Annotated in this window: 4 protein-coding genes; all 4 read right to left on the bottom strand. The window is 65.0% G+C overall.

Features of this window, described 5'->3' with window-relative positions:
* Nucleotides 1-241 precede the first annotated feature (241 nt).
* Nucleotides 242-1,336, bottom strand: coding sequence for a DUF4167 domain-containing protein (locus tag Q0L57_RS03880; RefSeq protein WP_296738359.1), 1,095 nt, complete (start codon nt 1,334-1,336; stop codon nt 242-244).
* Nucleotides 1,337-1,649: 313 nt separating this feature from the next.
* A complete protein-coding gene (prmC, locus tag Q0L57_RS03875; RefSeq protein WP_296738356.1) occupies nt 1,650-2,519 on the bottom strand; it encodes a peptide chain release factor N(5)-glutamine methyltransferase in 870 nt (289 codons plus the stop codon).
* Complete coding sequence (prfA, locus tag Q0L57_RS03870) at nt 2,512-3,591, bottom strand: peptide chain release factor 1 (protein ID WP_296738353.1); 1,080 nt, start codon at nt 3,589-3,591, stop codon at nt 2,512-2,514. Before prfA ends, prmC begins: the two co-directional genes overlap by 8 nt.
* 139 nt (nt 3,592-3,730) lie before the next feature.
* Nucleotides 3,731-5,946 (bottom strand): phosphoenolpyruvate--protein phosphotransferase (ptsP, locus tag Q0L57_RS03865; RefSeq protein WP_296738350.1); only part of this gene is annotated, 2,216 nt, incomplete at its 5' end.

The following is a 5,946-nucleotide window of genomic DNA, read 5'->3' as shown; positions in this document are numbered from 1 at the left end:
GAGTATTTTTCAAGATTCATATCTGTCTCCTTCCATCACCGGCCCGCTTTGCGGCACCGGATCAGATTGCGGTGACGGACCCGCTCATTCGAGCCGGGCCCTGTTCAGCCGAGATATGGTGCAGGGGGCGCAGGCTCTCAAGACGTCTCGATATCGGCGCGTGCATATTATTCGACAGGCGCACAAACAAAAACGGCGGAGATGTCTCTCCGCCGTTCAAATACCTGAAATAGCGCCAGGATCAGTTGTTGGCGTCGGCGTTCACGGGTTCGTTGGCGCCCGTCGGTTCGCCCGCGCCTGCGGTTTCGCCGGCGGTGTTTTGGCTCGGCGCCGCATTGGCTTCTTCGGTAGCGGCAACGTGGCCATTGTCGGTCGCGACATGGCCGTTGTCGGGGATATTGCGCGCCTCGACCGGGCTGCTGTCTGCCTGCTCGACCTCACCCTGCTCGGGGCCGTTGGCCTGCTGGTCTCCACCACCGCGCGGGCGGCGCGGACGCCTCGGCCGGCGCCCGCCGCCATTGTCCGCGGCTGCCTCGTTGCGCTCGGCCTGGGCAGCGAGGGCTGCCGGCGAAAAGCTGTCGAACAGCGGCGCGGGCTCGGCCGTCTCGGCGGGCGTGCCGACCACGGCGGGGCCTTCCGGCTGCGCCTGCGCATCGTCACGGCGGTTCGGGTCGAGCTGCTGGCCGCCAGACTCACCGCGCTGGCCTTCGCCACGCTGGCCGTTGTCGCCACGCTGACTGTTCTGGCCGTATTGGCCATAGCCGCCGCCATTGCGGCGATCGCGATGCCTGTCGCGGCCATTGTTGTCGCGTTGGCCACCTTCACGTTGACCCCCGTCGCGTTGACCATTGTCGCGCCGGCTGTTGTTCTCGCGGCCGTTTTCCTGGTTGTAGGCGAGCTCGGCCGGCGTGCCTTCGATCACCGGCTGCGGCCCGGAGCCGTTCGCTGCGGCCGGCGTCTCGGCGCCATTGGAATTGCCGGCGCTGTCGAATTCGTCGCGATCCTCGTCGAGGTCGTCGTCGAAATCGTCGCGGTTCTGCTGAACGTTCTGGATCGGCATCTGCGCCTGCGCGGCGGCAATAATGCGATTGTAATGTTCGGCGTGCTGGAGATAGTTCTCCGCCATCACCCGGTCACCGGAGCTTTGCGCGTCACGGGCAAGTGTGGCGTATTTTTCGGCGATCTGCTGAGCCGATCCGCGGATCTTCACGTCCGGACCGTTGCTCTCGTAGGTGCGCGTGAGGGGATTGGGTCCCTTGCGGTTGTTGTTGTTGCCACCGCCGCCGCCATTGTTGTTGCGACCGCGCATGCGCCTGTTCTGCTGTTGTGGCCTCATTCGACTCTCTTCAACGTGAAATTTTCAAAAAGCTTGTCACGAACGGTGGCGCTCATGCAGCCAGCCGTTTCGTATTTTCACCGGCGTTCGCCCGCATCGATTGCGTTGGCGCCACGTCCCATCCTGTTCCGGTTACATCACTTGCCGGACGATTCCCGCACGAAGCTTCGGCGTCGTTTGCGCAAGAAGGCAGCTATTTCCAAGGAAAACCGAATCGCTAAGAGCACTGCCTGCTTCGTCTCATCCGGTTAAGCCGGACCCTAGCCACATTCCCCGGCGTTGCCAAGCGTTTTTTCGCACTGCATCAGGGGTTTCAACGCTCAAACACCAGAACTCTGTCGTTTCCGCCGAGATCGCGACGTGCCTCGACAAGCCTGTAGCCGGCTGCCGCGAATATCCCGGTGATTTCGTCTTTCTGCGTGTAGCCGATCTCGACCGCTACCTTGCCTTGCGCTTCCAGAAATCTTTCCGCCTCACGGGCGATGACCCTATAGGGGTCCAGGCCGTCCACGCCGCCATCCAGGGCCCGGCGAGGGTCGAAATCGCGGACCTCGTCCTGCAGATTTCCAATCTCTTCGCTTGGAATATAGGGAGGGTTCGCGGCAATTACATGGTATCGCCCCGAAACTTTTTCGAACCAGTTGGAATGCAAGGCTTGGAAGCGCCGGTCAAACCCGAGATCCTGCGCGTTGAGCGTTGCGGTCGACAGCGCGCCGGAGGAAATGTCGACGCCGCTCGCAACCGAAGCCGGAACGGCGCTGAGCAGGGCCAGCGCGATGGCCCCAGTACCCGTGCCCAGGTCGAGGATGCGGCACTCGCCGAGCCTTTCGGCCGTCGCTTTGGCAAAGGGGAGAATAGCGTCGACCAGTGTTTCGGTGTCGGGTCGCGGCTCCAGCGTTTCCGGTGAGAGCGACAGCCGCAGGCCATAGAATTCGCGAAAGCCGAGGATGCGGTGCACCGGCTCGCCTGCGACGCGACGTCTCAGGGCCGCTTCAACCGCCAAGAGGGCTGATGGTCCGATCGTCTGGCCCGGCTCGGCGATGGCATGTGTGCGTGTCGTACCGGAGAAATGCTCGACGATCAGCCTGGCATCGAGCGCGGGATCTGCAACGCCGGCGGCGGCAAGGCGTTCCCGCGCCGCGCGCAGCAACGGCCCGAGCGCGGCGGGCAGCGGCTCAGCCATCAAGGCTCATGTCGGCAAGGAGCTTCGACTGGTGGTCGGCGATCAGCGCGTCGACCACCTCGTCGAGCTCGCCCATCATCACCCGGTCGAGCTTGTAGAGCGTGAGGTTGATGCGGTGGTCGGTGACGCGCCCCTGCGGAAAATTATAGGTGCGGATGCGCTCCGAGCGGTCGCCCGAGCCGACCTGCGACTTGCGTGACTCCGAGCGCTCCTCGTCTGCCCGGCTGCGCTCCAGGTCATAAAGCCGGGCGCGCAGGATCTGCATGGCGCGCGCCCTGTTCTGGTGCTGCGACTTCTCCGCCTGCACCACCATGATGCCGGTCGGCAGGTGGGTGATGCGCACCGCCGAATCGGTGGTGTTGACATGCTGGCCGCCGGAGCCCGAGGCGCGCATCGTGTCGATGCGGATATCCTCGGCGCGGATTTCAATATCGACCTCTTCGGCCTCGGGCAGCACGGCCACCGTCGCCGCCGAGGTGTGGATGCGCCCGCCGGCTTCGGTTTCCGGCACGCGCTGCACACGGTGCACGCCGGATTCGAACTTCAGGTGCGCGAACACGCCCTTGCCCGACACCGAGGCGATGATTTCCTTGTAACCGCCGACCTCGCCTTCGCTGGCCGACACGACCTCGAAGCGCCAGCCGCGCGAGGCGGCATAGCGCTCATACATGCGAAAGAGATCGCCGGCGAACAGCGCGGCCTCGTCGCCGCCGGTGCCGGCGCGGATTTCCAGGATCGCGTTCCTCTCGTCGGCCGCGTCCTTGGGCAGAAGCAGGATCTGGATGTCCTTCTGCAGCGCCTCGATGCGCTCCTTGACCTCGGGCAGATCGGCCTCCGCCAGCGCCCGCATCTCGGCGTCGGTGCCCTTGTCGGCAAGCATCGCCTCCAGATCGGCCTGTTCCTGCTCGGCCGCGCGCAATGCCCTGATCTTGCCGACCATCTCCTGGATGTCGGCATACTCTGAGGCCATTTTGACGTAAGCATCGGCCGACGGCCCGGCCGACATTTGCGCCTCGAGCATGTCGAAACGCTTGACGACTTGATCCATACGGTCGCGGGGCAGGTTGATCATGGTCTTGGTACTTCGGTGGGATTCACGTCAGGGCGCGTCGAAAATGACGAGTTTCGAGAACCGGAGCGGAATGTACATTTAGGTACATGAGCACCGGAAGCGCAGAAAATCGACATTTGCGGACCGCCCTCACGTGAATCTAGAGCGGAATCGAGCGATCGTCTGCAAACGCTTGCAGCAACGCCCGCATCGGCGTTCCCTGGGCGGGAGCCATCAGATTGTCCTTGAAGAAGGTCTGCAACTCGCGCAGCGGCAGCTCGGTCAGCATCGCCTTGACCGGGCCGATCGAGGCCGGCGACATCGAGATCGAACGGAAGCCGAGGCCGATGAGCGCCATTGCCGAGATCGGCTTTCCGGCCAGCTCGCCGCACAGCGTCACCGGCGTATGGTTGCGCGCGCCGGCGTCCGCGATCTGCTTCAACACCCGCAGGAACGGCGCCGACAGCGTGTCGAAGCGGTCGGCAAGCTGGGTGTTGCCGCGATCGACGGCCATGACGAACTGGAACAGGTCATTCGAGCCGACCGAAACGAAATCGACCGCCTTCATCAACTCGTCGAGCTGGAACAGCAGCGACGGCACTTCCAGCATCGCGCCGAGCTTCAGGCTGGTCGGCAGGTGGTGGGCGAAGCGCGACAGGTGCCTGACCTCGCGATCGATGATCTCGCGCGCCTGCGCGATCTCGGAAAGTTCGGTCACCATGGGCAGCATCAGCTTCAGCTCGCGCCCGCCGCTCGCCTTGAGCAGCGCCCGGATCTGGGTCCGGAGCAGGCCGGGACGATCGAGCGTCAGCCGGATCGCCCGCCAGCCGAGCGCGGGGTTTTCTTCCTGCAGCGCGCCCTTGAAGTAAGGGAGCACCTTGTCGCCGCCGATATCGATTGTGCGGAAGGTGACCGGCTTGCCGCGCGCCGCGTCGAGCACGTCGCGGTAGAGCCGTTCCTGCGCTTCGGCGCGCGGGAAGGTCGATGCGACCATGAACTGCAGCTCGGTGCGGAACAGGCCGATGCCGGCAGCACCCGATTCGGTCAGCTGCGGCAAGTCGACGGCCAGGCCCGCATTCATCAACAGGTCGACCGTGACGCCGTCCCTAGTCATCGACGGCTTCTTGCGCAGTTCGCGATAGACCTCCTGCCGCCGCGCCCGGAACCGGACCTTTTCGGCGTAAGCGGCCTCGAGATCGGACTGCGGCCTGAGGTGGATCGTGCCTTCCTCGCCGTCGACGATGATGGCATCGCCGTTTTCCGCCATCGACACGGCGCCCTTCACCTGGCCGGCAACGGGAATGCCCATGGCGCGCGCCACGATGACGACATGGCTGGTCGCCGCGCCATCCTCCAGGACCAGGCCGCGAAGCTTGTCTCTCGGATAGTCGAGCAGCTCGGCCGCCCCCATGGATCGGGCAACGATGATGGCATCCTTGGGCAGCGATGCCGCGACATCCTCCGGGCCCCGTCCCATCAGCTGGCGCAGCAGCCTGTTGGCAAGATCGTCGAAATCGCTCATCCGCTCGCGCAGATAAGGATCGGTCATGTGCAGCATGCGCGCGCGCATGTCGCTCTGCACCTTTTCGACCGCCGCCTCCGCCGTCAGGCCGTTGCGGATGGCCTCTTCCAGCCGCCGCACCCAGCCGCGATCATTGGCGAACATGCGGTAGGCCTCGAGCACCTCGCGATGCTCGCCCTCGAAGGCGACATCGCGGCGCTCCAGCATGTCGTCGATCGAGAGCCTGAGCGAGCCGAGCGAACGGTCGAGCCGGCGCACTTCCTCCTCGCTGTCCTCGTTGAACAGGTTGGTGACGACGATGCGCGGCTCGTGCAGCACGACATGGCCGAGGCCCACGCCGTCGTTGAAGGAGAGCCCGGTGAAGCTCGCCGGGCGGCGCAGGTCGAGCTCCAGCCCCGGCTTGGTCAGGCGCGCGAGATCGCCGGTGGCGATCATCTCGGCGATCACCATCGCCGTCGTTTCGAGCGCCTCGACCTCGTCGTCGCGATAATGGCGCATGGTCTTGTTCTGCACCACCAGCACGCCCAGCGTGCGCCCTGCCCGCAGCACCGGCACGCCGAGGAAGGAATTGTAGATCTCCTCGCCCGTCTCCGGCAGGTAGGCGAAGGCCGGATGCTCCTGCGCGTTGGAGAGATTGAGCGGCCGCGCGCTGGCGGCGATCGTGCCGACAAGGCCCTGCCCGAGCCGGAGCTGCGCCAGGTGGACGGCGTTGGGGTTCAGACCCTCGGTGGCGTAGAGTTCGAGCACCGAGTCGGCGCGCAGCACATAGAGCGAGCAGACTTCGGCGACCATGTTGGAAGCGATGTCGCGCACGATGCGGTCGAGCCGCTCCTGCGGCTCCAGCGGCTCCTGCA

Origin of the sequence: Mesorhizobium sp. (assembly GCF_024509055.1) — a bacterium.
In the GTDB taxonomy this organism is placed as follows: domain Bacteria; phylum Pseudomonadota; class Alphaproteobacteria; order Rhizobiales; family Rhizobiaceae; genus Mesorhizobium.
Note: the sequence above shows the minus strand (reverse complement) of the source record. Positions and strands in the feature narration are given on the sequence as shown.